The following is a 24,999-nucleotide window of genomic DNA, read 5'->3' as shown; positions in this document are numbered from 1 at the left end:
ATACCACCTTAAAGTGCCTTCTTACTAAAGATTAGTATATCACTTATAGTATGTCTATTCCCTAAACGAGAAGGAGAGAGTTCAATGAAAGCATTCGTTCTGCATGGCGGCTTCGGACTAGATCACGTGAAGGAAATCGACCTTCCCCCGCCTTCCCCCGGCCCCGGACAAGTATTGATTCGGATGAAGGCCGTCTCCTTGAATTCCCGCGATACCGGGGTCATCGATGGATTTTATGAGCCTCACCGGACGGCTCCCCTGATCCCAACCTCCGACGGAGTGGGGGAAGTCGTTGCCTTAGGAGATCGCGCGTCCAAGTTCCGAATCGGGGAACGCGTAAGCGGGATTTTCACCCAAAGCTGGACGACGGGCGAGCCCACGCAAGCGAACTGGATCACGACGCTGGGAAGTCCGCTCGACGGGATGCTCGCCGAATACGTAACGTTGCCGGAAGAAGGACTTGTTCGCGTGCCCGAGCATCTGACCGACGAAGAAGCGGCGACATTGCCTTGCGCCGGGGTCACCGCATGGCATGCCGTCTCGGAAGAAGGAAGGGTTCAAGCCGGCGATACGGTCGTCGTGCAAGGAACCGGCGGCGTATCCATGTTCGCGCTGCAATTCGCCAAGCTCCATGGGGCCCAGGTGATCGTCGCTGAGCAGCGACGAGAAGCTGGAACGAGCGAAGGCGCTCGGCGCCGATTACGGCATCAACTATAAGACCCATCCCGAATGGGATAAAGCCGTTCTAGCCTTTACTGAAGGACGCGGAGCCGACCACATTGTCGATCTAGGCGGAGCCGCAACGCTTAATCATTCGATATCGGCGCTGAAGGTCGGCGGCCGGATTAGCATTGTCGGCCTCCTATCGGGCGCCAGCGTCAAAGATTTCGCGATCGTCCCCGCCATCATTCGCAAGGCAAGGTTACAAGCCATCAATGTCGGCAGCCGCGAAATGTTCGAAAGAATGAATCGCGCGATCGAGCATCACGCCCTGCGCCCGGTCATCGACAGATCGTTTCCTTTTGCGCAATCCATCGACGCTTTCCGGTACTTGGCGAAGGGCTCCTCTTTCGGGAAAATCGTCATCTCGTTCTAAACGAGGGATAAGCAAGCGCAAGATCGCCAACGATCGGTCAGTCATCGGACCGGTCGCGGCGGCCGGGTTGCACTAAGCCGAACTCTCGCCCGTCCACGTCTTTACAGGTTCTGCTCGCTTACTCCCGCTACCGGATCGAACGTCAACATTTTGGTCCCTATTTTATCGATAAAAAACCGATCATGGCTTACCGTAACGACGGCGCCGGGAAAATGGATCAACGCCTGCTCCATGACCTGAATGCTCGTGAGATCAAGATGGTTGGTCGGCTCGTCCAAGATGATGACCGCGGCGCCCGAGAGAAGGCATTTCGCTAGCGCGACCCGCGCCATCTGTCCGCCGGATAGGCTGCCGATGGTCTTGCTCAGATCCATCTCCGAGAATTGCAGCATGGACAGGAATTTGTTTACCTTTTTCCGCGGGGCGTCCAGTCCTAATCCGTAAGTATTCACCGCGTGGCTGACGGTATCCTTAGGATTAAGTTCCTCCCACATCCGGTTGAAGTAGGCATAGCTGACGCCCTTCTCCCAGACCACCTCGCCGGATTCGGGCTTCTCCTGTCCCGTAAGCGCCTTAATGAGCGTGGACTTCCCGCTTCCGTTCGGGCCCGCGATGACTATGCGATCTTCCTTCTGAATATCGAAGCTGACGTTCCGGAAGATCTGCCGGTCTTCGTAGGTTTGTCCGATGTTCTTCACTTCGCATAGCTTGTCCGGAAAGCGCAACCTCTCGTAAATATCCGTGATCAGAACGTTTACGGGGTGCGGCTCTATCCGCTTCTTGTTATCCGCCAGTTTGCGGGAGAGCCGGTCCTTAGAGCCGGATTTCCTGCTCGCCCGGTCGTCGATCGCTTCCGACTCCATGAGGAGAAGCTCTTCCTCCCACTCGAACTGACGGTCCAGCTCCTTCTTGCGCATTTTCTTCTTGCGGATATAATCGGTGTAATTCCCTTCGTATTCCTGAAAATGATAGTTCTCGATCTCGATCGTTCGCGTGACCACTTTGTCGATAAATTGCCGATCATGCGATACTAGAATCATGGCGCCTTTGAACCGGTACAACCACTGCTCCAGCCACGCTATCCCTTCCATATCCAAATAATTCGTCGGTTCGTCGAGCAAGACGACGTCAGGCGACTCGATTAGCATTTTCGCGAGCGCGGCACGGTTTCTCCAGCCCCCGGACAATTCATCGATAGGTTGATGGCGCGATCTCTCGTTGAACCCCAGTTTCGTCAGAACCGTGTTAATCTCGACGGATACGTTCCAGCCATCCAAATGCTCCATTTGTTCGAATAGCTCCGCCTGTCTCGCGAGCAGCGCATCCATCTCTCCGTCATCGGCGACCAAACCCAGCTTTTCCCCGACTTCCTGAAGCTCCCTTTCGATAAGAGCAACCTGCTCGAAGCACATTTCCAACTCTTGCTGAACAGACAGGCTTCCGCGCATTTCCGAGAATTGCGAGAAGTACCCTATCTTCACTTGAGGGTCTATTTCTACTTTCCCGGACGTCGGCTCCTCCTTGCCCAAGATCAACTTGAAAACCGTCGACTTACCGGCACCGTTCCGTCCGATCAAGCCGATACGCTCCCCTTGGCTCAAGCGAAAATAAATATCCCTAAAAATCATGGTCTCTTCATACCTCTTAGTAACGTTCTCCAAACGAATTACGCTCATGGCTATCACCCTTCTAAGATCAACAGTCTACCGTGATTATATCACTTGATCGCTATCAAAAAGTCCACCCTGCGCAGTTGCAAGAGCGGACTTTGGGATTAAAGCTTATTCGTTTATCGTCTTTAAGGCGGCTTCTAATGCACCAACAACCTTGTCGCACCAAATATCGAAATCCTTATCTTCTTTTTGAAGCTCGGGATGGGCTAAAATGTTTTTGATCGTCTGCTTAATCCCTTGGTCTAACCGAGTCGTCGCAACGAATTCGGGAACGAGCCGTTTGAGCTTCGAATTATCGAAAACGACGGAATTCGCTTTATCTCCCAGCAATCCGCCCCTATAATCCTCTTTGCTGCAGGCAGCCAGAAATTCCGATGAAACATGGACGGCTTTGAGCTTAACTCCAAGCGCATCGGCAATGATCTCATAAATCTGGTTCCAGGTCACGGTCTCGTCCGAAGTGATATGAACGGATTCCCCGATCGCGTGAATGTTACCCATAAGCCCAATAAATCCTTTAGCAAAGTCGCTATTGTGCGTCATCGTCCATAGAGAAGTCCCGTCTCCATGAATAATGACGGGTTTGTTCTCCAACATGCGCTTGGCAACCTGCCAAGACCCCTTGCTTCCATGTACCCCGAGCGGAATGGAACGTTCATCATACGTGTGACTTGGCCTAACGATCGTGATCGGAAATCCATTCTCGCGATACTGCTTCATTAAATAATCTTCGCAGGCGATTTTGTTTCTCGAATATTCCCAATAAGGATTGGATAAAGGAGTTCCCTCCGTAATTCTATAATCGGACAACGGCGTTTGGTATGCGGAAGCCGAGCTAATGAACATAAATTGCTTCGTTTTACCGTTAAACAGTCGATAATCCCTTTCCAACTGGGCCGGCACGAATGCTATAAAATCCGCGACGACATCAAACTCCAAGTTTTCAATCAACTTCGATACGGCGGCTTCATCATTAATATCCGCTTTAAGGATATTTACGCCCGCCGGCAAAGCATCATTTCGGGTACCCCTATTCAGAAGGTAAAGCTCGTCCCCTTTGTCCAACAGCTGCCGAGTGATCGCAGAGCTAATCGTTCCCGTTCCTCCGATAAATAGGACTTTCATGATGCACCTCCGCAAAATAATATAACGATTCCGCTTCCCCCCTTACGATAGCAGTTAACCTCTTATTTGGAAACAGGAACTTGAAGCTCAACGAGCACATTGGCGTAACGTCGAACTGGGCTTTCGCATAGACTAACCCATGTTCGAAAATGACGGAGGGACTTGTGATGAATTCGAAAAACACGGCATTTGAACAGACGCGAATCTATCAGTGCGAACCCCAGGTTCGTCAAGCATTGCAATCCGTAGGCAACCATCTTCATCAGTTATGCGCTCGCCACGCCAATAGACTGGTGAAGGTCGAGACCGTACACGGGGACGTCTTCGAAGGGCGCATCGTTCATTGCGACAGAGGCATTCTTTACTTAAGTCAATCGAATGAGGGTTACGATCGCGCCTTCTTCCCAAGTCCAAGTCCCCCCAACGCTTTTAACGACCTCGTGCTGCCTCTTGTTCTGTTTAACCTTCTCACCATCTCGCTACTCTAAGGCTGCAATGAAAGTCGACTAAATAAGGAGAGATGAACATGGCCTTTACGCCTCCCTTCGGACCGCAAGGCGGGCAGCAATCCCCTTCATCGCCGCCGCCCCAGACGATTCCGCCGAAGCCCCTCGCAACGACGTTTGCCGTTGACCCGGGTGCAATATCCCGCTGCTTGTTCCGCTATACGTATATTTGGCAGCGCAATGGAACAAACTTCTGGTTTTACCCTGTCTTCGTCGGCCGGACATCGGTCGCGGGATTTCGTTGGAACGGTTTCATTTGGATTTACACGGGCCTCGACCTTCAGAGCATCGAATCGTTTTCGTGTTTCTGATGCGAATAGGAATGGCGAAGAGCCGGAAGCTCCCGATTTCAGCGAGGGGGATCCGGCTCTTTCTTTGATTAAACCGGATGAACTTAAAGCGATTTCAGGGCGGGCTCGCAACAGGTCACATTTGGGCATAGTTTTGGTTACCAAAAGAGCATTTCATAGGGGTAGGCGGGTGTAAAATTGAATTAACGTCAGTTGCTAGCCCTCTTCCATCCGCTTTACGGTTTTATTGTGTATTTTTGCTAGTTTCTAGACTAAATGCTGATACTAATAGTTGATCACGCACTTTAAATTTGTAGAGTTTCACTAAAGGAGGTGATTTCATTCCGGGAAATGCTTGCTTCCGTTTTGAAATCTATGAATGAGGGAGGAGATTGTGATGTCGGTTCAAGAAACATTGAAGCAACAACCCTCTAGAGCCATGATGCTCTTGATGGGGACAGGCGCTCTGCTGCTCGTTTTGATTTGTTCGCTGCTGTTTGCGGACCGCGCTTCGGCGCACGGTAGATTGATAGGCAGTCGCGCGGACTTGTGCATGAGCGGGCAAAACACGGATTGCGGTCCGGTACAGTACGAGCCTTGGAGCGTAGAAGGTCGCGGGGACTTCCCGGAAATCGGGGTTCCGGACGGCCAGATCGCCGGCGGAGGCAAGTACCCGCCATTGGATGCGCAATCCATGACCCGCTGGACCAAAGTCAACCTGAGCGGCGGACCTCATACTTTCCAATGGAATTTGGTCGCCAATCACAGCACCAACTATTGGGACTATTACATTACGAAGCCGGGTTGGGATCCGAACAAGCCTCTGGCACGCGCCGATCTTGAGAAGTTCTGCCGCTATGAGGATAACGGCGCCATCCCGCCGGTGGATCTCTCCAATGACTGCTTCATCCCGAACGATCGGGAAGGCTACCATGTCATTGTCGCGGTATGGGATATCTTCGATACGGTCAACGCCTTCTATCAAGCGATGGACGTGAACCTGACGCGCGATCTTTCGCAACCGACCACTCCGGCCCCGGGTTTCCCCGGCGATCCGAATCGCTTTGGCGCAATCCGCGACTGGAGCTCGATTCGCCCGTATAATACCGGCGAACAAGTCGTCTATAGCGGTAACGTCTGGCAAGCCAGATGGTATACCTTAGGCCAGACGCCCGGAACGAATGAAGTATGGCAGCTCATCGGTCCGGTAACGTCACCGACCGTGCCTGCGGCTCCTGCGGGGCTGACGGCTACTGCGGGCAATGCTCAAGTTACATTGAGCTGGACGGCATCCGCAGGAGCGACGAGCTACACGGTGAAGCGTGCAACGACGAGCGGCGGACCTTACACGATCGTAGCGACCGGCGTTACGACGACGAGCTACACGAATACGGGGCTGACGAACGGCACGGCTTATTATTATGTCATCAGCGCGTCCAATAGCGCGGGCGAGAGCCCGAACTCCGCACAGGCAAGCGCGTCGGTCCGGTAACGTCACCGACCGTGCCTGCGGCTCCTGCGGGGCTGACGGCAACTGCGGGCAATGCTCAAGTTACATTGAGCTGGACGGCATCCGCAGGAGCGACGAGCTACACGGTGAAGCGTGCAACGACGAGCGGCGGACCTTACACGATCGTAGCGACCGGCGTTACGGCGACGAGCTACACGAACACGGGCCTGACGAACGGCACAGCTTACTATTATGTCGTCAGCGCGTCCAATAGCGCGGGCGAGAGCGCGAACTCCGCACAGGCAAGCGCGACGCCGGCAGGCGGCAGCACCGGAACGGGCAGCCTTGTCGTCCAATACAAAGCCGGCGATACGAATGCCACGGACAACCAAATCAAGCCTCATTTGAACATCAAGAACACAGGCACATCAGCCGTTAGCCTTAGCACGGTCAAAATTCGGTACTACTTCACGAAAGACGGAACGGCCGCCTTGAACGCCTTCATCGATTGGGCGCAGATCGGCGGAAGCAACATAACTATGACGTTCGTAAGCGCATCCGGCACCAATACGGACACGTATGTTGAACTGGGCTTCACCGCAGGCGCAGGTTCGATCGCGGCAGGCGGACAAACGGGCGACATTCAGCTGCGCATGGCCAAAGCCGACTGGTCGAACTTCAACGAAGCCAACGACTATTCTTTCGATTCGACGAAAACCTCTTACGCCAACTGGGATCATGTCACGCTGTATCAGAACGGAACTTTGGTTTGAGGTACCGCTCCATAATAAAAGTCGAATAAAAACAGTACGAGGAGCCCTCCCGGGCTCCTTTTTGTATTTCTGATAACGCCTCTCTCGGACCGAAAGGCGGGTAAAAACCCTTCCTTTTAGGATTTAGATTTTTGCATAATAAACCCGATATAAAAACCAGCAGTCTAATTGACGAGGTCCGACCATACGATCAACCTGAATTAGAATGAAGGAGCGATTAACTTTGAATTTATTTGACAACGGTTCCGACAAACTCTTAAATCCCGAATTAAACTGGATAAACGAACCGAAAAGCTGGGGATTAGATGCGAACCATTCTTTGGTTATCTCCGCTCCCGCGGAAGCGGATTTTTTCATCGATCCTTCGGGGGCGGCCGTAAAATCTTCAGCGCCTTTCCTCTACACGTTAGTGCAAGGCGATTTCAATCTGACTACAAGAGTCAGCGTGGATATGAAGCAGCAATATGATTCGGGATGTCTGATGGTCATGGCCGACGATCAACATTGGGCTAAGCTGTGTTATGAGTTTTTCGAGAATAAGCCATCCATTCTAAGCGTCGTTACGAAAAAAACTTCCGATGATTGTATCTCGGGAAAAGTGGATGTACTTAAACCTTACTTGAGGATAGCTCGTGCGGGGAATTGTTTCGCTTTCCATTATTCCTTGGATGGTGAACAGTGGAATCTCGTAAGGTACTTTGGAATGGAATGCCCTGCCGAGATAAAAGTAGGTATCGTTGCGCAATCCCCTATCGGCGAAGGTTGTTTGGTGCAGTTTGATTATTTTGAACTTAACAAGGGTAATCTCGGGATATCCGAAGCGTAAATTAGCAATGGTGGTTAGGATGGCGAAATTGACATAGCATAGCGACGAAGGCACCCTAACGGCTGGGTGCCTTCGCAATTCTAACGATTTAGTGGATAACTCCCGCTTGCTTCAGCATCCGGTGCAGCAGCACCGCCAGCTCCGCGCGGGTGAGAGGCTCCTGCGGATGCAGGGCCCGACGGTGCATTTAAATATCGCTGTTAATTAACGTGAGAATATACCCGATATTGTAAAAAGAACCCCAATTCAAATTGACGAGGTCCGATCATGCGATCAACCCGATTTGTCTTAATTCTCTCCTACTTTTTATTAGGTTTGTGGTGGCTCACATACTGGGTTTGCACGCAGATTTTCATCATCGCTTTCCCACCGGTTTTTCTCGTGCACTTCGGGTTGCTTGTCGTGTTCCCCGTTCTCTCGATCATCCTCTTTGACCTCAGCAAAAAATGGCTCTCCGAGACGAGGATCGTCGCTTGCTTGCTGCTTATCCCGTTGATTTGGGCATTCCTCGGTAGTTTGCTAGTCGCAGAAGTCAAACACCGGATCATACCGCCTAACGAAGCCGCCGTACGTGACTTTATCCACCGTGGCGGTAACGCCTACATCGACGAAGATTTCTTGAACATGTCCGAAAAAATCGTGCACTATCGCCGATCGGGCAAAATACTCGAACTCCACGCACGCTTCCAATCCCATCCGTTTTTAGAATGGTTTCTTGGTAAAACCGCTCATTTAACCAATGAACCTCTAGGTCCAGACGATTTTATTAGCTATGTTCGAAGATACTACATCTTCCCTGAGGGTTTATCCTCGGTCACGGTCGTCCCCAAACAAATTGTTTTATATGGCTACTGGGACAACACGTTAATCGTAGGATATACGCTAAGAGTACCATGTTCTATAAATACCTTCAGCAACCTAATGTTGACATGCTGTTGACTTCGAGTATAAAAATACAGAGCAACGGCGATTATCTCACCATGCTCTGTATTATAGATCTACATACTGCTTTACAACTCTTACTTATCTCCCGTAGCAGTAGGGTTATCTTGCCATGAAATCCAATCGCTCCTGCTAAAGAAATACCTTACGATACGGTTCTCCATAACGGTCTAATGAAAAAATTTATTGGATGCTAGCATATTTGTGTTAGTTCCTTAATAAAAACATTCACTTTTTCTGCATTGTTATTTTGTGCTTCCCAATAATCATACAAAACATCAACAACCACTGAATATTCCTTACCTAATGCTTTAGAAAGTTCTAAAAACCAGTCATGGTGCTCTTCACCATTAATACGGGCAAGCAACTGTATTCCTCTACCTACTTCGATGCGCAATGTTTCACATAGCGCTTCTATGTTATTATCCAATGCTTCTCTGAGCTCTTTCTCAATTTCTATATCAACAGGTAAAAAACAATATCCCCACTTTACTACCGGTATAATCTGGCTTTCCTTTGACCTCATGTCCCCGTCATATATTCCAACCAGTTTGTATGTAAAGTTTTGCTTGGGAGGGAATTGTAGCAATTCGGTAATCTCAGATTCTCCATTCACTTTTTCAATCCCATATTCGTATAGTAAGTAACTCCCATTTTTTGAGAGCACTGTTTTTAGAAAATTTTCCGCTAAAAAGTCCTCAACGAATATACAACCTTTTTTAGGCAACTCAAGTCCAAGTGTAATTAATGACTCTTGCTCAATGGACGGCCGTTGTATTGACACTCGGTTTTGATAACGGCTAATAATACAGATATTTTCCTTCTTTATGTTTCTTAAAATTTGAGGTGAATGTGTTGCTATTACGACATTTAATCCTTTTGAGCTCGTTTTTTCCGCGATATGATTCATTAAGTGATATTGTGATGTAATACTTATGAATGTTTCTGGTTCTTCAATTAAGACTATTCCATTATCAACAACTTTTTCCAACATCCAATATAAGTAAAACAAGTAATGTTCTCCAATTCCCATTGACAGAGAATCATAACTTAATGCGCCATCTGTGACCTTAAAGAATGGTAAACTTGAATCTTTATCTTCAACTTCAATCAACTCTATGCTACTGTATTTTTTTCCTGTTAGGTAGTTTATCTCTTCAATTTCGTCATTTGTAAAGTATTTAGAATCATATTGTTCCAAAAGTTCTTCAAGATTATCCTGTTCAAAATACGCGAGAATATCCAAAGGCTGTTCATAATCTACATAATACAAATTATTCTCTATTTCACAGCTATCCCTAAATCTCATAGAATCAGTATTTTGATATGTTGTAACACTTTGGCCTGTTTTTATTTGGGCCTCAATGGATCCACCGTTTACCTTTTTTAAATCTCTTCTATTTAATGGTATACCTAAAATATCCTTAAGACAGGAGATAATAGTTGATTTCCCTGCGCCATTTAACCCACATAGGGCGAATATCCCTTTATTTAGCTCTATATCGTTAAAGCCGCCTGCGCCATTAAGGAGTACTTTCTCTATGGAATATGTGTAATTCCTTTTATAAACAGTACTCCAATGATCTTTCGCTTTTGCACTTCTCATTTAAATATTCCCCCAGCTAGTTGTATCAATAGTAGTCTCTATACTCAAGGGAAGATTTTGATATTTGGAGTAAATGCTCTCAAACACCTCAAAGATAGCGTGATCCATGTGTTCGCTCATATTCATACATGCAAATAACTCTAGAATTATATCCCTTACCATAATCGAGGTCGCATCCGTACTCCCCATACTAGCTCTTTGATTAAACAATAAAAACATATTCTCATAAAAGGGATATTTATCAAAGTTAATACTACCGCGCTCAAATAAATTATTATTTGCCTTCCCTTTTGCATATTCCCGTTCGAATTCAAATTGAAAAACCAATTGAGACAATTTTGAACTAGATATTACGTCAACGTGTCTTTTGGTAAATATTAACCAACTAAATAAAGTTGCTTTATTTAAAGACAACCTTCTAAACTCATAATTTGTTATAGCCTTCGAAAAGAACCTAAGCACCTTGCTAGCATCTTCAAAAACATAAGGCGAAAACGGTTTATTGGTTCTGTATTTTTCTGAAATGTCTGTTGATGTTATTTTCTTTCGAAGAGACCCTGTCTCAAGTGTGTAACAAAACTTAGAAATAATATCATCATATGCCATTCTTGAATTTGAGAAACCTATACTTTCTTTATTCGCGCCATGGGTTTCGAATATACTAACTAATTCCCTCACCTGATTTCTAGTGTCACCAATAAAAGCATTTCTTTGTTCTGCAGATGTTAAGGATGCGGGTTGATTCAACCTATAAAATAACTCAGCTGGTTCCTCAGGCGTAAATTCTGTTAACCTTATAATAGTAAGGCTATATTTCTTGAATCTTCTCTGTATTTCCCTATCTAGCTCAGAAAATGTCTTTCCATGTAAAGAGTCAATTTGCAAATCTATCGGCATCAATGTTCCGTCCACCTTAATAATATCTTTCATAAAATCCCGTATAGTTGCTAATCGTTGTTGACCATCTAAAACTTCATCTATGTAGTTATCTTTATTTTCAATTACATGTACTGGGGGAATTCGCCACCCCCTTAATATAGAGTCAATTAACTTTTTTTTCTTTTGATTACTCCAAACTTCACCGCGCTGAAAATCAGGTTGCAGTTCTATATCTTTACTTTCTATCCTATTAACCAGCGTTTCGATTTCAAGTTCAGTAGCAGTGCATTTCATTGGACGATTCCCCTTTTCTATAAGAAGGCCATTAATTTGCTACTAATTCTAAATTACTACTATATATTATAATGCTGGGAAATTAGGACCAGTCAAGATTTTGTTAAATCAATTATTATCATTTATGATTTGGTTCAGCATGATTAATCTCTAAATTTATATAGTTGACTCTGTGTTGACTTCCAATACATAAAAAATAAAGAGCAACGGCATCCCTCTCGCCGTGCTCTGTAATACACCCGTCGCCACCGCATTCCCCGCATAGCTAATCCAATCGCTCCAGTTGTCGCATTACTCCTGATATTCACCTTAAACGCTCTCAAATAGAATATTTTCAATAGAATTATCTTGCTGTTGATGTTCAACTTTTAACACCTTTAAGATATTCATCAAGAATATATATTCGTTAACATACGGCATTATTTCTACAATCTCTCTTTTTGACGATACTGATACGAGATCTTCAATATTTATTAAAACATCTTCTTCTAAATATGTATCATATTTTTGCATAAAATCCTCTGTTGAATTTACTTGAATCATCTTAACATCGTTTAAGTTATATAATGCTTCATATTTTCTTTTAGTTACGCGTATAAAACCAAATAACTCACTATTTTTTATTGAATAACTAAACCCTTTTCTATCCTCTTCTTTTTTCGTATTACGTATTCGAATCTGATCGAACAAGCTAATAACAAATTTATATGTTGAATCGTAAATATCAGATATTTCATAGTAAGTAGCTTCTCTAATACCCTCTAACATAGGTATAATATAATTTCTTTCCAGCCTATTTCTATCAGCTTCAAATAGCATATCAAACACTTTATCCGTATTAAATCTCCGTGAAAGCTTATCTATGAGTTTTTTTGCCGTTCATCAGAAGAACTAATTATAAAGATAGCCGTAAAATACTCTTGAAAAATCCTATGTGAAAAAGTAAAGAGTAACCCATCTTTAACAAGTAACGATACTGACTCACACATATCTCTGTGATAATCTAGAACTTCATATTCAATATTAGTTATTTTTTTGCACCATTTAAATATTTCGAAATTGTTGTATAGTCAAAGCTTATATTATTGTTAGAATAGCTTTGAATTGCAAATGCAGATAATACCTTTACAAAGTCATCCATCGCCAGGTTGGTATACATTTTTCTTTTATACCCACCTTTTGTTGAATCATGCTTAGTAAATAATGTCTCAAATGCTTGCTGATAAAAAAGATATATTTTTTCTGGTATATCTGAGTACTGCGAGAAACTCATTAGCATTATTGTAAGAAGTAGAGGATTAGACGCAAATGACTTATGTCTTTCATATAGATTTTTATCTAGTTCATCAATAAATCTCTCTTTCATTTCGCTTTCATATTCAATCTTGTTCATTAAACTCAATGCTTTTTTCTTAGACAAAGGTAACATTCGAATTTCACAGAAGCTATTCCAGGCAACAAATCCTTCATCTGGTCTAGATGAAACAATTATTACATTTTCATAATATTTATCACTCAATTCTATAATTTGTAAGGACAATAATTCTCTAATTTCAGGATTTACCTCATCAAATCCATCAAAATAGAAGAATAAATTTCCATTATCAATAGCCCTTATAAAATACTCTTCTTCAAACGAAAAATTTAATGATTTCACACTATGATAAATAAAATCTAGTAACCTATACTCTCCTGAATGTATTAAATTTACGATGTCAGGAATGTTATTAATATTTTTAAGTTCTACAAATATTGGTATCCTGTTTTTATTGGCAATAGCACTTAGAAATAAATGTTTCATTAGTGTCGATTTACCTGTTCCAGCAGATCCAGTAATTATTATTTTATCGCTTACTTGTAATAAATTATCGAGATCGCTAGCATCAATAACATTATCACCGAATAACAATTCTGAATCTTCGTAAAATTTATATAAAAATACCGGAGCATCTCTATACAAGATTGTCTTTATATCACTATACTTTCTAATTGCAGTTTCCAAGTAACTTTTAAAAGCTGCCCCTGAATTAACTTTTATTTTTTTGTATGAATCACTCCCGAAGTGACTAATTCCCCTAATTGTTCGCTCAATATTATTTTGCACCAACTCTACCGAGAACGAAATAAGATCTTCCTTACTTACCATATTGCCACCTCTTATTGAATTATTACAGATATAATATTCCATGGTTATACATAAAACAACAGTATTTTCCTTTCGTTGCGTTATTTTAGCTTATATGTTTCTTTCTTGGAAGAGAACAGCTTAACAAGTATCTTCTTTCGAAAGCCAATAACCGAATGTTGACTGATCGTTGACTAAATCTTTTGCAATTGTGTCTGTTGATTTTTTATACTCTAAAAAACAACCAGTAAGGGGAAGGCCTCTTCTATGAAATTCAGAGGGGTTTATCCTAGAGTATGCGAGGTAGTCGCTCAATAATAAGCCTCTTGAGAATATTTTCAGATGTTACGTGCGGACTCCATATTGACTTTAAACATAGAAAAATACAGAGCATCGGCATCTTTCTCACCGTGCTCTGTATTGAACTTCGCATACTGCTATTAACCTTTCCACTCTTACTCTTCCCCCGTCGCCACCGGATTTCCCTCATAACAAATCCAATCGCTCCAACTGGAGGATTTGCATTAATTCTACTTTGCTAGTAACAACAAATAACATTTCGCCTTAATAGGCTTTATTACACGTCAATATTATAAATTTTCAATTCTTTGTGTAAATCACGCATCAGCTTACCGAGCGGCTTAGTTTTCATACCTTCTGTTGTAATTTCAGGGCCGAATACAATCTTCTTAATTTCTGAATCAGTCAAATTCGCTTGAGATAGCAGAGCTTTGATTTCTTGCTTTTGGGTGCTATTATACATTTGTTGCTTCTCTATTAATTCTAGTACCTCAGTGCCATGAATTTGATAAGCTTCACGGATTTTCATGCCCTTCAAGTTATTTTCCAAATTCCCCTTAGCGTCTACAATAACCTTTATGTCACTCACAGTGCTACCCTTGTAGGAGAAGGTTATATCTTCATCCCAGTTAATATTCTTATCGAAAGGTGAGCTAAACGCTAGTTTCCTATTGCTATTGCTTTTGATTCTGTTGCAATTGCCGCAGACGGGTACGAGATTATACAAACAGATTGCAAATAAAGGGAAGTCTGATTTGCTGAAAAAATGGTCTAATTGTGCACCCGATACATCCTCTGCCCTGCAGTTAATATAATCCCGGTTACAGTAGGGACATACTATAGTTAGACATACCTAGCACTAATTTTGTAAACACAGACATGAACGCTCGGCCGGTTAAGCTCGTTGCGAAAGTCTATTAGGGACCGATTGTTGACTCCGTGTTGACTTCTCCGCATAAAAAAATACATCGCCAAGGTCTATGACCCGTAGGCGATGTATTCATTGCAAAATTACTGCTATACTTTATTGTGTTATTCTACAACCTCGGTGGCAACAAGATTCTCCCCATACGAAATCCAATCACTCCAACTCCCCGTATACAGCTCTTCACGACTTCAGATAAAAAGGATTAACTCCCAAACCCTTCCCAGAAGGCATAGCTCCCGGAACGCCATCGGCTTCAAGCAGCGGTCTAATAACTAACTTTACCGGCCAATTTTCGCTTTCAAACAACGCATGGCGCAAAACGTCTCTATCGACTTCAGGAATATCGATATTCTGTAGCGATTCTCTTAACTTCGACTCCGTAATCCCCCACAAAACATTCAAATGAATAGAATAGGCCTCCGACAAAGCTTCCATAATAGAGGCTAGATTGACCTGAGTACCCAACGACTGAACGTAGAAAATCAACTTTTCCAACGTCTCGTTGTACAAGCTATTCGAATAACCGGGTCTGATATGATAACCGGGATCCTGAATCCCATGCCTATCTAAATACGGTTGGTGAAGACGCACGGAATCGTGATCGCGGAACAGCATGCCGCTGACCTTGTTGTCCTTCAGCACTAAGCAACAGTTCTGACCGTGGATTTCGGGTACGATGCCGACCTTAAACAACCTCATTGTAATGTCATAGAACATGGAGGTCATCTCAGAATAGAAGCGGAGCACGTCAGCTTCACACAGTTTATCCCCCAAAATTTCCGATAAAAAATGCGTTCCATCCCGCACCACACCTAGAGAGGACATAGGAATGATTTTGTATCCCTCCGTCATTATCTCTTTCGGGTAAACGCGAACCTGAGCAGCCAGATGGCGCGGGTGATCGTCGAACAGCCCCATCGATGGAGGCATATATCCCCACCAATGTTTCTCTTCGCATAAGAACAATTTGTCGGCTAACGTCTCATCGCAAGCGACGGCTTGGCGGAACATTTTCTCTCCGGCGAGCCCGTTTAACAATTTGACGACGGGCAAGTATCGAGCTGCACCTAGGGATTTCACGCTGATCGGCAGCTTTAACATCTTCGCCGATGCATCGACAGACGCGAAAGAACGCACCGATGAAGTCGCGAGGAAGTCGCCCGCCTGTGAGGCCAGAATGATGAGGGTTCCGTCCGCGATTTCCTTGTGAAAATCCGGCAAGATCTTATTCTTCAGCTGCCACGGATGAACCGGAATGATCGTGTATTGTCGCTTTGAGATTCCCTTCCGCGCCAGCTCCTTCTCGATGATCGTCCGTTGCTGATCGTTCAGCACGTCGAGAGCTTCCCATTCCTCCTCCGCGCACCCTTTCATGACGGAGTCATTGCGAATCGCTACCCAGTGCAAGGAGGTTTTTACCCCGAACTCGGCCATGTACTGCTCATAATCGTCCGTCGTAAAACCGATCTTAGCCTTGGATAACGGGTGAAAAGGCCGGTCGCGCAAGGACGCGATCATTTCGCCTTTCACATACCACTCATACGCGGATTTCGGCGCAAAAGCGAGAGGGGAGGTCGCCCGCTCAAGACTCAGACTCAATTGTTCGATAGCTACGTCCAGCCCTTCCAGGAATTCCGTTACGCCCGGATGCGCATAAGCTTCTTCGGATAACGAGCTGCGTAACACGACTTGGCAGAGCTCCCTCGGAGAACGGACTTCCACCCATTCCTCATCGCTCTTCTTATAAATAGGCGAATCGGACACCCATTGATGGCCTTGTCGATAGCTCTCTTCCAGGAGACAGCAGATGTCGCCAACGTAAACTAACCCTCTACCGTGTTCGGGATAGAGTCGGCGAGCGATCTCCGGTACTGACGCAAGCTTCCTTGTCGTATGATCATCAATCTGAAAAAAATGCTCCGCGATCAAAGCATCCATTAAATCTTTCATGATTTGTCCTTCGGCAGTCCGGCTCCGAAATGTCGTCATAGCTCCGTCCATCCTAATCCCCCTCCGTTATGTAATAAAATTTCGGGTGCGGATGACTCAGGAAATCATGATGCGAGATCGTCCAGCAATAGGCGCCCGATTTCTCGAATACAAGCACATCCCCCACGCGCAAGCTTTCCAATTGGGCATCCGTATGCAGTCGGTCCTTAGGCGTGCATAATTCCCCGACAATCGTGACCTTGGCATCGTTAATCGACGGTCTCGCAAAAGAATACGGCCATCTGTCCGTATGAACGACGCTAAACGGATGATTATGTCCCCACGATGCCGGTAAGCGGTTGTGATGGGTGCCCCCTCTAATGACGGCGAACCATTGGTCGTGCGACTGCTTAATATCGACGACTTCGACCGCGTAATATCCGTGATCGGCGACGATGAATCTTCCCGGCTCGAAGAACAGCCGAGTATCCCCCAACCCCCGCACGGCCTCGCTCTCCGCCAATAAGGAGGTGAAACGTTGCCAATCAAACCCCGGCGTATCGTCGTAGGAGACTCCGAACCCGCCGCCTGCATTGATGACCTGAACGTCCAATCCATACGAACGTTTCCACTCTTCCACCTTCTGCAGGTACAGATGAACCATATCCGCGTGCAGCTCCGCTTGCAGATTGTTGGATAACGAATGAAAGTGAAATCCGGCGAGATGAACGTATGTATTGCCTTCCTCTCTTAGCAATGCAATCGCTTCTTCAATAAAATGCTCATCTAGCCCGAACGGGCTTGGACGGCCTCCCATCGCAATCTTCGTTTGCGGCAACGTATTCGTCCTGAGATTAATGCGCAGCAACACTTGCGTATGCCGTCTCCATTCTTTCGCCAACATCACTATTTTCCACAGCTCCAACAGGCTTTCCACGTGAAGATAAGCGACGTTTTTGAGAAGGGCCGTCTCCAGCTCGTCGTCTTTCTTCCCCGGCCCGCCGAATAGAATCGGCACGGACTCTGAAACCTCTCTTACGAGCAACAGCTCGCCGATCGAAGCCACTTCGAATCCTTGCACTAACGGCAGCAAAGCCTCGATGATTCTCTTGTCCGGGTTGGCTTTAATCGCATAGAACAAGCGGGTCTTTTCCGGCATCGTCTCCAGCATCTTCCGCACATGGCCTTGTATGCCTTCCAGGTCGTATACATAAGCGCAGACCGGTTCACCGCTTTGATTATGCCACTCGTGAATCCATCTCTCTATTTGCCGGTTCATCGTCTTCCCCCTGCCGCGTTTCGATAGTCGTCTCTCTTCTGCCTATATGCCCGGAATGCCGTATTGCGATCATCTCCCAGCACGAAAATATGCACGCCCTTATCCGCCCACTTGCGATGACCGTCCAGACTTCTCGAAACGATCGCGTAAGGCACATTGCATCTCTCAGCTCCCTCGTGCAAAACGTCCAAATTCCTTTGCACCTCTGGATGATCGGTATCCCAAGGAACGGACAGCGACTGCGACAGATCCGCCGCCCCCTCCAGAACGAAACTGACTTGAGGCACGGATAAGATCGCTTCGCATTGCCTCACGCCCTCTACGCTTTCGATCATCGGAACGATCATCAACTCTTCGTTCGCTTCGGAAATATAATCGGTGAGCGAATATTTCGCAAAAGCTCCCGCCCGTCCGCTGTTCAGGCTTCTCATGCCGATCGGATGATAATAAGCGTAACGAACGGCCTCTTCGACTTGTTCTCGACGCTCCACGTGAGGGATGACAATCCCTTGGGCGCCGCTATCCAACACTTTCAATATTTCTATCCGATCCACCTTGGATATTCTCACCAGCGGCGTCATATCCAGCAGCTCGGCGGCGCGAATCATCTCTTCGATCGTTTCCATATTCATCGACGCATGTTCATAATCGATAATGACGAAGTCGAACTCCGCATACCCGATCAACTCGATGACGATCGGATGCGGAATAGAGACGAATAGTCCGTACACCGGCTCGCCGCGGCTGATTTTTCCCTTCAGCTTATTTTTTCTCATTCCAACTCAGCCCTTGCCAGCAACAGCGGATTTTTCGCCGAACGGAAGTACAACTCGCTATCGCCGTAGATCCGCCGCTTCGTCATCTCTTCGATCAAGGCGTCTTCGGCGAACAAATCGAACATTTCAAATCTATCCACATATTCCGGGTGTTCCTTCTGATAGCTCACGATTGTCCCCGCGCATTTGCGCCAAAAATCCTTTTCGCTCAACCCGAATCGCTCAAGCGCCCAGCAAATGTCCGTCATGCAGATGAAGAAGAAGGCGTCGAACGTATAATCCCTAACCTCGGACACCGATTCCGTCTGAATAAACGAGTAGCGATTGAATTTCCGATGCGTCTCCGGCTCGGGGTTCAGCTTCGGCGCCCACTCCGGCCTCAATAGTTTGTCGGGCACGTAACGAACGCCGTCATGCAGATCTTTCACGATAATCCGGCTAGGCAACCGATCCTGAACGACTAAAATAATGTTCTGCGCGTGGGATTCAAGCGCAATGCCATGAGCATACAGCAGATGGATGATTGGAAGAGTCACCGTTCGAATCAACGCATCGCTCCATTTCTCTACCCCATGCTGCCGAATCGCCGCTTGGATGAACGACTCTCCGTTCTTCTGCGTGAGCAGCAGCGCGTTTAACGGCCACGCTTCCTCCCCCTCTTCCAAATAGGTCGACACGTTCTCCCGATAGATGGCGCCAAGCGTCCCATAAGCCGAACGGTATTGAATCGGCGGCAGCTTATCGTAGCGGAAGGAAATCCCCATGACTTCTCTTAAAAGTCGAAACCGCTCCTTCTGCAGCAGGCTGTCGTTCCGAACGATCGTGTCCAGCCAGTCGCTGATCAGCGGCGCATTCTGCGTCGTGTGATGCGCCAAAATACGACTGGTCGACGTATTCGTAATGCTCATCGCCAATTTAATATAGGTGGCGTCGGTATTATCGCGATGAGCCAGCGTGCGAATAGACTGCTGTGCCCTATACGGACGGTCCGAGGTGCCCAGAAGCACGATATCTTGATCCTTCAACTGTTGCACGAAGACGGAGGGAAGAAGATGCTCCCACTGCCAAGGATGAACGGGGATAATCGCATACTTCTTATCGCCGCAGCCTTTCTCTTTGACGATTCGATTGAATTTGCGCCTATCTCTATCCGTTAAATGATGCTTGTGAATGTCTTCAAGCGAATTCTCGCTAGATAGAGCAAAGTCCGCCAATTGCTCGTTAACCGCGACCCAATACAACAAAACTTCTTGGTTAAACTCGGGCCCGTACGCATAGTTATCCGCCAAAGAAAACCCGATCCTCGATTTGTAACTCGGATGATACGGATGCCCGTCGGTCATATGGCTTTCCAAGGCTTCGTAATGCCGGTCTTGCTCCGGAATCCGATCCGGCAGCAACTCTCTGGACTGGTGATCCTTCGCCAACGTTTCCAGCAATTCATGGATGAACGACGCCGTATGCGCCCCTTCCAATCGATTCTGGATGACTTCTTCGAGGAAGAGATACAGGTTTGCATACGGCTCCCCCTCTCTTCGGATCGAATTCCGAACTATCTTCACCCTGCCGAAAGACCATTTCTCCTCCGCTTCGCAGGAATAATCGGCGACATCCCCTGCCGCGGTTTTCCCGGCGAACGACCACTTTCGTCCCTCTTTCGCAACTTCCACAATCCCCTCGAAAATAAGAGCCTCCATCGTCTGGCGCATGATTCTATCCGTCACTTCTTCGAATGCGGTTAGCCGTCGTTCAGACAAGCTGCTTGTTCGTTGCATTCCGTTCACTCCCTATTCGCTTCATGATATTGTTCACCGCAACGTATGACGGCGTCTCGCTGTTCCCCGCCAAGCAGCTCATCATATTTTTTTGGCATAGAAGACATTAGCCGTTAGCAAGTGAAGCACGTATTCATTCCCGCTCTCTTCCGCCTCCTGCAGGAGAACGTCCCGCACGATTGCCCAGAAATGCTCTTCTCCTACCTGAACGTCCCTCGCCAGGGCATGAATCAAAGAACCAAGATGGTTCACCACGAAATAATAAGACGTGCGCGCCCACGCTTCTTCTTGGGCATAGAAAAGAGGACCGAAGGTGTCCACAAGCTCTCCCGCCTTGTCCCTATTCACGCTTACCCCTTCCAAATCCCGAATGATAAACGTATGGGGCATGCCGTTCTTAATCGTTAATAATGAATTTTGCAGATGGGCTTCGAAATGAATGCCTTTCTCCTCCGCGATGTGAACGATGGGCAGCAAGGAGATCGCAAGATACTGCCGGAACCACTGATCCGCATCGCGATGATCCATCAACGAGAATAAGCGAGACGGCTCTCCCCCCGTTGGAGCTTCGACTAGGCTAGATAGCACATAGGTTGACGTTTCATCGAACTCGATCGGGCGATAAGCGACCGCGAATAATTTAGTGATGTCATCCTCTTCAAAATAGCAAGCGCATACGCCTTCTTCGTAAGCGATTCGGGTGCCCGGCTCTTCCGCAAAACAATTCCTCTGTACCAAATAGCCAGCAGCGTCCAACGTTCTTCGCATTTGCTCCCTGTTGTTGTTCCTCGTCATATTCGTGATTTGAATGTTCAACGGCAGCTTGATATTGCATCTCATCGCCGGAATATATACCGTACGTACAGATGAGGTCGGATAGCTTAACGGCCCGCAGCTTCCTAGAAGAATGATTTTCCCTTCTTGGATGTACTCCTTAACCGCCTCTATCGACTGGACATGCTCGTACTGCCACGGATGCATCGGCAACACTTCGTAACCGTCCCTTTGCTCTTGAAGCATGAGTTGCGCATGTTCCATCACGCTTTCATGCAGTTCCATTCGTTGTCTTCCCGGCACCCATTCTTCCCGATAGACGTCCTTCCTCACGGCCAGATAGCACAACGGAAAAGAAGCCCGCAGCTCCGGACCGAACTTTCTCGCTTCATCCTCGGTAAAACCTAAGGTATTTTTGGGGAATGGGTGAAACGGATGCCCATAGAGCAACGATTGTTCGGATGACAGATAGTCCTGCGCCCGGACATCGACCGAATGCTCCAAATACAAGGCCAAGTTCCGATAACTGTTGGCTACTTTAGTGGAGAAATCGATCGCCCTCTTGTCCGTGATGAGCAACTGGTGTTGCCGCAGTTCCTTCACGATCCATTGCGCCACGTCGGCGTATTCCGGTTCACGCCCGTTATTCACGAGATAGGATTCGTATTCATGCTCGCCGATTGCGGAATAATAGGATAGTTTGCCGGAAAGGATAACGTCGCTCGCCGGAAAATAGAATGCATAGGCAAGATCATGAGGGCTCATGGAAAAAGAGCTCGTATGTTCATTACAGAACTCTCTGGCATAACAATTCAGCAACGTCTTGCAAGTATGGCGGTTGGCTTGTTCACGGCCGTTAAGCGACCGTTTTTTCCCCGTTCCCAGCAACGACTTCCACCTTCCTCCCGTTTATAAAGATGACAAGCGGCAAAGCAAGCAGCATTAAGCCGCCTAAAGCGACGCACTCTTCTTTTAAAGCCGTCCATTTCGCCTGCTCGGCGAGTACTCCCGATTGTGCGATCATCTGCCAACGAAGCTCGTAATACACGCTAAGCAGCATCACGGCGAACGAAGAGGCTAGCCGTTGGATCGTGTTCGATAACGCCGACCCCTCGTGCAAATCCTCTTCCGGCAAGGAGTTCAGTCCGATGGCGGTCACCGTCATATCGGATAATCCGTTGCCGATCCCTCTCAAGGACATGAGGAGGAGGAGAACAACGAATGGAACTCCTCGCGGGACAAAAGCAAACGCCAATACCGAAACCGCGATGAACCCGATGCCATAAGCGATGAATTTCAAAGACTTGCCCGAATCGATCATGCTGCCGCCCATCCACACGAACAAACTCGTAAAAATAGCCGTCGGAATGAACATGGCACCCGTCACGGAAGGCGATAGATGAAACACTTCTTGAAAGATCAGCGGCAGAACGAAGATTACGCCGAACATAACGGAGTCTTGAATCGCCGAAATGACGAGCGACACCGTAAATACCGGATGCCGACGCAACAGCCGGTAACGAATCAACGGTTCGTCTTTGACGTTTTCTCGCTGAACGAAACGAATCAACGTCACCGCGCCTAATAGCAGCAAGACGCAGGGGATCCACTTGGGGACGGTCGGACTTGAAACCATCTGAATGCCGAGGCTTAGCGAAGCGATACATACAACCATCAACGCAATGCCTTGAAAATGAATCGTTTTTCTATTCGCCGCCGGATAGCGCTTGATCTGCGTGCAGCACATAACGAACGATAGAAACGCGAACGGCACATTGAGCCAGAACAGATGCTGCAACTGTCCGAACTGCATGATCGCTCCGCCTAACGTCGGGCCGATGGCCGGCGCGATCATGAGCAGGATTCCCCACGCGCCGACTACCCGTCCCCTTACTTCTTTGCCGTAATAATCGAACAACAGCACCAGCGACAAAGGGATCATCAGTCCGGCCGCAACGCCGTGCATCACGCGCACCAACAGAACGATCTCAATGTGTTGCCAGAATAAGCCGCCCAGCACGGAGAATAAGCCATAGAGTCCGACGCCTAAAATATAGGTTTGCTTCCTGCCGAGACGATCGACGACAAGCGACGTCAAAGGCATCGTGATCGTCATCGCCAAAATATAGAGAATAATAATCCATCCGCCGAACGCGGTCGATATTCCGTACATTCGAACGAAGCTCGGCAGCAAAATATTAAAAGCGCTATTCGTCAGCACCAAAGAAAAGGCGCCGAGCAAAATCGCCAATAATACGGAATGCTTTTTCAATCCGAACGCGTTCATTTGCCCCGCATCGCTTCTATGGCTTGAACGACGGATTTCTCGAAAATCGACAACACCTCCGCCGTTTCAAGCGCCGTAATCGTAAGCGGCGGCAAGAACCGCAGCACGGCCGAGCGACGGCCTCCCACTTCGATAATCAGTCCGTTCTTGAAGCAGCACGCTTGAATTCGCGAAGCCAGCTCCCCGCTTGGAGGATAGTGCCCTAAGCGGTCTCTGCGGCCGTTCGGATCTACGATCTCGACTCCGATCATCAAGCCTCTTCCGCGAACGTCGCCGATCTCTTCGTATTTATCCCGCATCCGATTCAGGGCTTCGAAGAACTGTTCGCTGCGTTCTTGAACATTGTCGAGCACATGGTTTTCTTTCATGTATTTCAGCGTCGCGAGCCCCGTCGCCATGCCTAATTGATTGCCGCGGAACGTACCCGTATGCGCTCCCGGCTGCCATTGGTCCAATTCTTCCTTGTAGATGACCACCGACATCGGCAAGCTTCCGCCAATCGCTTTCGAACAGACGATGACATCCGGGACGATGCCGGCATGCTCGAAGGAAAACATTTTACCGGTTCTGCCGATGCCCGTCTGAACCTCGTCTATAATGAGCGGAATTCCTCTTTCGGCCGTGATGCGCCGCAATTGTCTCAGCCATTCGAGATCGGCCGGAATCGATCCCCCCTCGCCTTGCACGGTTTCGATAATGACGCCGCAAGGAGAAGCGATGCCGCTCTCGCAATCGTCCAACAAATTCTCGATATACTGCGTACTGATCTGGGCGGTCATTCCTCCTCCGACGCCGAACGGGCAACGATATTCATAGGGGAACGGCAGGAAGTGGACATCCGGCAGCAAGCTTTGCAAATGCTGTTTCTTGCTCAAATTGCCGCTCATGGACATCGTGGCTTGCGTCGAGCCGTGGTAGCTGCCTTGGAAAGCCAGAATGGATTTGCCTTTGGTCGCGTTCTTGACCAGCTTGATGGCGGCTTCCACCCCATCCGCGCCGGTCGGACCGCAAAATTGGATTTTGGAGGCGTCTCTTAACTCTTCCGGCAGAATAGAGAAAATTTCTTGCATGAACTCGATTTTCAAAGGCGTTGCCAGGTCCAGCGTATGTAAAGGGATTTGTTTCTCCAGAACATCGCCGATCGCCGCAACCACGACGTCATGATTGTGGCCCAGCGCCAACGTGCCCGCGCCCGCGAGGCAATCGTAATAGGGCTTGCCTTCCGTATCGGTTATGATTATCCCTTTGGCTTTGTGGATGACGAGGGGAAAACGGCGCGGATAAGATCGGGCATTGGATTCCTTGTCGTTCTGCAGCTGTAAATACGCATTCCCGGCATTCACGGATAGCATCATTAAACGCTCCT

The 24,999-nt window shown here is 47.2% G+C and carries 20 protein-coding genes and 2 pseudogenes; 8 read left to right on the top strand and 14 right to left on the bottom strand.

The window, feature by feature from the left end; translation table 11 throughout:
- Positions 1–84 precede the first annotated feature (84 nt).
- Together FPL14_RS29965 and FPL14_RS29960 are read left to right on the top strand one after the other, a co-directional pair.
- Positions 85–717: a zinc-dependent alcohol dehydrogenase family protein gene (locus tag FPL14_RS29965; protein WP_229263518.1), complete on the top strand. Its 633-nt coding sequence runs from the start codon at positions 85–87 to the stop codon at positions 715–717.
- Positions 653–1,096 (top strand): zinc-binding dehydrogenase, encoded by a 444-nt coding sequence (locus FPL14_RS29960; protein WP_324617932.1) that lies wholly within the window; start codon positions 653–655, stop codon positions 1,094–1,096. The genes FPL14_RS29965 and FPL14_RS29960 overlap by 65 nt, the downstream gene beginning before the upstream one ends.
- A gap of 101 nt (positions 1,097–1,197) precedes the next feature.
- On the opposite strand, the gene FPL14_RS15265 is transcribed toward FPL14_RS29960, so the two are convergent.
- Together FPL14_RS15265 and FPL14_RS15260 are read right to left on the bottom strand one after the other, a co-directional pair.
- A complete protein-coding gene (locus FPL14_RS15265; protein WP_182298244.1) occupies positions 1,198–2,772 on the bottom strand; it encodes an ABC-F family ATP-binding cassette domain-containing protein in 1,575 nt (524 codons plus the stop codon).
- 105 nt (positions 2,773–2,877) lie between these two features.
- Positions 2,878–3,894, bottom strand: a complete 1,017-nt coding sequence (locus tag FPL14_RS15260; protein WP_182298242.1) for an SDR family oxidoreductase — start codon at positions 3,892–3,894, stop codon at positions 2,878–2,880.
- A gap of 167 nt (positions 3,895–4,061) precedes the next feature.
- Here FPL14_RS15260 and FPL14_RS15255 point away from each other — a divergent pair, with 167 nt between their 5' ends.
- The 6 genes and pseudogenes from FPL14_RS15255 (at position 4,062) to FPL14_RS15230 (ending at position 8,678) form a co-directional block, all read left to right on the top strand.
- Positions 4,062–4,382, top strand: a complete 321-nt coding sequence (locus FPL14_RS15255) for a hypothetical protein (protein ID WP_182298240.1) — start codon at positions 4,062–4,064, stop codon at positions 4,380–4,382.
- Between the two features lie 38 nt (positions 4,383–4,420).
- Positions 4,421–4,711: a transporter gene (locus FPL14_RS15250; RefSeq protein ID WP_182298239.1), complete on the top strand. Its 291-nt coding sequence runs from the start codon at positions 4,421–4,423 to the stop codon at positions 4,709–4,711.
- Between the two features lie 358 nt (positions 4,712–5,069).
- Positions 5,070–5,675, top strand: a pseudogene (locus FPL14_RS29955) (lytic polysaccharide monooxygenase); the annotation flags it as partial.
- Positions 5,676–5,903: 228 nt separating this feature from the next.
- Positions 5,904–6,913 (top strand): annotated as a pseudogene (locus tag FPL14_RS15240) (fibronectin type III domain-containing protein); the annotation flags it as partial.
- Positions 6,914–7,136: 223 nt separating this feature from the next.
- Positions 7,137–7,739: a DUF1349 domain-containing protein gene (locus FPL14_RS15235; protein ID WP_182298235.1), complete on the top strand. Its 603-nt coding sequence runs from the start codon at positions 7,137–7,139 to the stop codon at positions 7,737–7,739.
- A 267-nt stretch (positions 7,740–8,006) separates the two neighbouring features.
- Positions 8,007–8,678, top strand: a complete 672-nt coding sequence (locus FPL14_RS15230; RefSeq protein ID WP_182298233.1) for a hypothetical protein — start codon at positions 8,007–8,009, stop codon at positions 8,676–8,678.
- A gap of 196 nt (positions 8,679–8,874) precedes the next feature.
- Here FPL14_RS15230 and FPL14_RS15225 read toward each other — a convergent pair whose 3' ends face one another.
- The 12 genes from FPL14_RS15225 to FPL14_RS15170 form a co-directional block, all read right to left on the bottom strand.
- A complete protein-coding gene (locus FPL14_RS15225; protein ID WP_182298231.1) occupies positions 8,875–10,287 on the bottom strand; it encodes an ATP-dependent nuclease in 1,413 nt (470 codons plus the stop codon).
- On the bottom strand, positions 10,288–11,460 hold the full coding sequence (locus tag FPL14_RS15220) for a DUF262 domain-containing protein (protein WP_182298229.1): 1,173 nt from the start codon (positions 11,458–11,460) through the stop codon (positions 10,288–10,290).
- 309 nt (positions 11,461–11,769) lie between these two features.
- Positions 11,770–12,279, bottom strand: coding sequence for a hypothetical protein (locus tag FPL14_RS15215; RefSeq protein WP_182298227.1), 510 nt, complete (start codon positions 12,277–12,279; stop codon positions 11,770–11,772).
- A gap of 208 nt (positions 12,280–12,487) precedes the next feature.
- Positions 12,488–13,606: an NACHT domain-containing protein gene (locus tag FPL14_RS15210; protein ID WP_182298225.1), complete on the bottom strand. Its 1,119-nt coding sequence runs from the start codon at positions 13,604–13,606 to the stop codon at positions 12,488–12,490.
- Positions 13,607–14,162: 556 nt separating this feature from the next.
- Entirely contained in the window at positions 14,163–14,474 is a 312-nt protein-coding gene (locus FPL14_RS15205; RefSeq protein ID WP_182298223.1) for a hypothetical protein, read from the bottom strand.
- A 519-nt stretch (positions 14,475–14,993) separates the two neighbouring features.
- Positions 14,994–16,802, bottom strand: a complete 1,809-nt coding sequence (locus FPL14_RS15200; protein ID WP_229263517.1) for an IucA/IucC family protein — start codon at positions 16,800–16,802, stop codon at positions 14,994–14,996.
- A 13-nt stretch (positions 16,803–16,815) separates the two neighbouring features.
- The gene (locus tag FPL14_RS15195; RefSeq protein ID WP_182298219.1) at positions 16,816–18,021 is read right to left on the bottom strand and encodes a type III PLP-dependent enzyme; all 1,206 of its coding nucleotides are present in this window, start codon (positions 18,019–18,021) and stop codon (positions 16,816–16,818) included.
- Positions 18,018–18,797, bottom strand: a complete 780-nt coding sequence (locus tag FPL14_RS15190; RefSeq protein ID WP_182298217.1) for an HpcH/HpaI aldolase family protein — start codon at positions 18,795–18,797, stop codon at positions 18,018–18,020. The genes FPL14_RS15195 and FPL14_RS15190 overlap by 4 nt, the downstream gene beginning before the upstream one ends.
- Positions 18,794–20,572, bottom strand: a complete 1,779-nt coding sequence (locus tag FPL14_RS15185) for an IucA/IucC family protein (RefSeq protein WP_182298215.1) — start codon at positions 20,570–20,572, stop codon at positions 18,794–18,796. The genes FPL14_RS15190 and FPL14_RS15185 overlap by 4 nt, the downstream gene beginning before the upstream one ends.
- Before the next feature lie 81 nt (positions 20,573–20,653).
- Positions 20,654–22,234, bottom strand: a complete 1,581-nt coding sequence (locus FPL14_RS15180) for an IucA/IucC family protein (protein WP_229263516.1) — start codon at positions 22,232–22,234, stop codon at positions 20,654–20,656.
- Positions 22,203–23,633: an MFS transporter gene (locus FPL14_RS15175; protein WP_182298213.1), complete on the bottom strand. Its 1,431-nt coding sequence runs from the start codon at positions 23,631–23,633 to the stop codon at positions 22,203–22,205. The genes FPL14_RS15180 and FPL14_RS15175 overlap by 32 nt, the downstream gene beginning before the upstream one ends.
- On the bottom strand, positions 23,630–24,988 hold the full coding sequence (locus FPL14_RS15170; RefSeq protein WP_407644654.1) for a diaminobutyrate--2-oxoglutarate transaminase: 1,359 nt from the start codon (positions 24,986–24,988) through the stop codon (positions 23,630–23,632). Before FPL14_RS15170 ends, FPL14_RS15175 begins: the two co-directional genes overlap by 4 nt.
- Positions 24,989–24,999: the final 11 nt, after the last annotated feature.

This window comes from Cohnella cholangitidis (genome assembly GCF_014107495.1).
Lineage (GTDB): Bacteria > Bacillota > Bacilli > Paenibacillales > Paenibacillaceae > Cohnella > Cohnella cholangitidis.
This window is presented reverse-complemented; position numbering and strand designations above follow the sequence as displayed.

Bases quoted from the DNA above. Each gene is read 5' to 3' on its own strand.
- FPL14_RS15220 (WP_182298229.1), bottom strand. From the start codon at position 11,460: ATGAAATGCACTGCTACTGAACTTGAAATCGAAACGCTGGTTAATAGG.
- FPL14_RS15230 (WP_182298233.1), top strand. From the start codon at position 8,007: ATGCGATCAACCCGATTTGTCTTAATTCTCTCCTACTTTTTATTAGGT.
- FPL14_RS15265 (WP_182298244.1), bottom strand. From the start codon at position 2,772: ATGAGCGTAATTCGTTTGGAGAACGTTACTAAGAGGTATGAAGAGACC.
- FPL14_RS15185 (WP_182298215.1), bottom strand. From the start codon at position 20,572: ATGCAACGAACAAGCAGCTTGTCTGAACGACGGCTAACCGCATTCGAA.
- FPL14_RS15250 (WP_182298239.1), top strand. From the start codon at position 4,421: ATGGCCTTTACGCCTCCCTTCGGACCGCAAGGCGGGCAGCAATCCCCT.
- FPL14_RS15170 (WP_407644654.1), bottom strand. From the start codon at position 24,988: ATGATGCTATCCGTGAATGCCGGGAATGCGTATTTACAGCTGCAGAAC.
- FPL14_RS15175 (WP_182298213.1), bottom strand. From the start codon at position 23,633: ATGAACGCGTTCGGATTGAAAAAGCATTCCGTATTATTGGCGATTTTG.
- FPL14_RS15200 (WP_229263517.1), bottom strand. From the start codon at position 16,802: ATGACGACATTTCGGAGCCGGACTGCCGAAGGACAAATCATGAAAGAT.
- FPL14_RS15195 (WP_182298219.1), bottom strand. From the start codon at position 18,021: ATGAACCGGCAAATAGAGAGATGGATTCACGAGTGGCATAATCAAAGC.
- FPL14_RS15210 (WP_182298225.1), bottom strand. From the start codon at position 13,606: ATGGTAAGTAAGGAAGATCTTATTTCGTTCTCGGTAGAGTTGGTGCAA.
- FPL14_RS15190 (WP_182298217.1), bottom strand. From the start codon at position 18,797: ATGAGAAAAAATAAGCTGAAGGGAAAAATCAGCCGCGGCGAGCCGGTG.
- FPL14_RS15225 (WP_182298231.1), bottom strand. From the start codon at position 10,287: ATGAGAAGTGCAAAAGCGAAAGATCATTGGAGTACTGTTTATAAAAGG.
- FPL14_RS15260 (WP_182298242.1), bottom strand. From the start codon at position 3,894: ATGAAAGTCCTATTTATCGGAGGAACGGGAACGATTAGCTCTGCGATC.
- FPL14_RS15215 (WP_182298227.1), bottom strand. From the start codon at position 12,279: ATGCTATTTGAAGCTGATAGAAATAGGCTGGAAAGAAATTATATTATA.
- FPL14_RS29965 (WP_229263518.1), top strand. From the start codon at position 85: ATGAAAGCATTCGTTCTGCATGGCGGCTTCGGACTAGATCACGTGAAG.
- FPL14_RS15255 (WP_182298240.1), top strand. From the start codon at position 4,062: ATGAATTCGAAAAACACGGCATTTGAACAGACGCGAATCTATCAGTGC.